Origin of the sequence: Brevibacillus sp. FIR094, from assembly GCF_050477165.1 — a bacterium.
Lineage (GTDB): Bacteria > Bacillota > Bacilli > Brevibacillales > Brevibacillaceae > Brevibacillus.
The window spans coordinates 1-1,715 of sequence record NZ_JBEAES010000075.1 but is presented as its reverse complement, the minus strand read 5'-3'; the positions used below and the strand labels follow the sequence as shown (position 1 = coordinate 1,715).

Annotated in this window: 2 protein-coding genes; both read left to right on the top strand. The window is 42.7% G+C overall.

All coding sequences use genetic code 11. The features are described 5' to 3' along the window. Positions 1-167, top strand: a 167-nt coding sequence (locus tag ACQ5DJ_RS29830) for a M4 family metallopeptidase (RefSeq protein ID WP_429845615.1), incomplete at its 5' end; no start/stop codon positions are given. A 293-nt stretch (positions 168-460) separates the two neighbouring features. Next, positions 461-1,715 (top strand): M4 family metallopeptidase (locus ACQ5DJ_RS29825; protein WP_429845614.1); only part of this gene is annotated, 1,255 nt, incomplete at its 3' end.

Here is a 1,715-nt window from a genome sequence, read left to right as displayed (position 1 = left end):
ACACAGCAAAAATCTACTACTACGCCCTAACAAACTACCTCAATCCAAACTCTAATTTCTCCGCTATGCGACAAGCAGCTATTCAATCCGCAACAGTTCTTTTCGGTGCTAATTCCCAACAAGTAGAATCAGTAAAAGATGCGTATGATGCAATTGGAGTGCAATAATCAAATAAAGTATTTTGCTACACGAAATATTTGTCATACTATTTGAAAAATTGCTTTGCTCCTATTGTGGGGCAAGGCAGTTTTTTGTATGTTGAGACAACAATACAGCGACCAGCACTCCTACTTCTTGACGGTCTATGAAAAAAGCAGTGCATCTACGCAAGGGAAATGTAATTGTAATAAATTTACAAAAAAAACAGTTTTCAAATTCAGAATTATAATAAATAATAAGAGATATAAACATATATTAATTTACATAAAAAACAGTATTTTCCAAGGAGGAGTTAACAAGTATGAAAAAATCAGTTTTTGCAGTCACACTCAGCTTCGCATTAGGTACTTCCACCTTCCTGCCGCTAGCTGCGCAGGCCGAATCCGAAAGCATCGTCTTTAGCGCTGAGTGGGATACCCCCGAATTTATCGGAGAAGAGTTCGAGGCAGAAGATCTGGATGGCGAAGACAAAGTTTGGGGATTCCTGGAGCAACATCAAGATTCCTTCCGCATTGACGGAGAAGTGAGAGAGCACTTTAAAGTGCTAGATGAAGTGACAGACAAAGAGACAGACATGACTCACTACCGCGTGCAAGAAATGTACGAAGGTATTCCGGTCTTTGGTTATCAGCAGACGATTCACGTAAACGAGGATGGAAATATAACGTCATTCCTCGGGAACTACGCACCAAACTTGGCAGATAACGATAAGCTGACGAAAAAACCAAAACTCAAATCAGATAAGGCAGTCAAAGAGGCTATTAAGGATTTGGAGAATGAGATCGATGAAAAAGTGGAGAAGTTCGAGGTGAAGCCAAAAGGAAACCTCTACGTATATATCCACGAAGATCAATCGTATTTGGCTTACGAAATGGAACTGAATTTCCTCGATCCGCAGCCAGGGCGTTGGAAGTATTTCATTGACGCACATTCAGGTGATGTGATTAACAAATATAATATGCTCCATGAGATTACAGGGACGGGTACAGGAGTACTAGGTGACACCAAATCGTTTGAAGTAACAAAAGTAAGCAATACCAACTATACGGCGAAAGATACGACGCGCGGCAAGGGAATTGAGACGTACACTGCACAAAATAGATATACCCAACCTGGTACTCTTGGTTCTGACTCGGATAACGACTGGACAGATGGAGCACTAGTCGACGCTCATGCCTATGCTCAGGCAACCTACGATTACTACAAAAACACACATAACCGCAACAGCTTTGACAACAAGGGTGCGAAAATCATCTCCACAGTCCATTACGGTAGAAATGATAACCGCGCATTCTGGAACGGCGTGCAAATGACATACGGGGATGGAGATGGACGCAGATTCGGCCAATTGTCCGCTGGCTTGGATGTCGTTGCTCATGAATTAACTCACGGTGTCACCGAACGAACAGCCGGTCTGATCTATGAAAACGAGTCAGGTGCACTGAACGAATCTATGTCTGATATCTTCGCGGCGATGGTAGATAATGACGATTGGCTAATAGGTGAAGATGTATACACACCAGGAACGCCTGGAGACGCACTACGCTCTCTCGAAG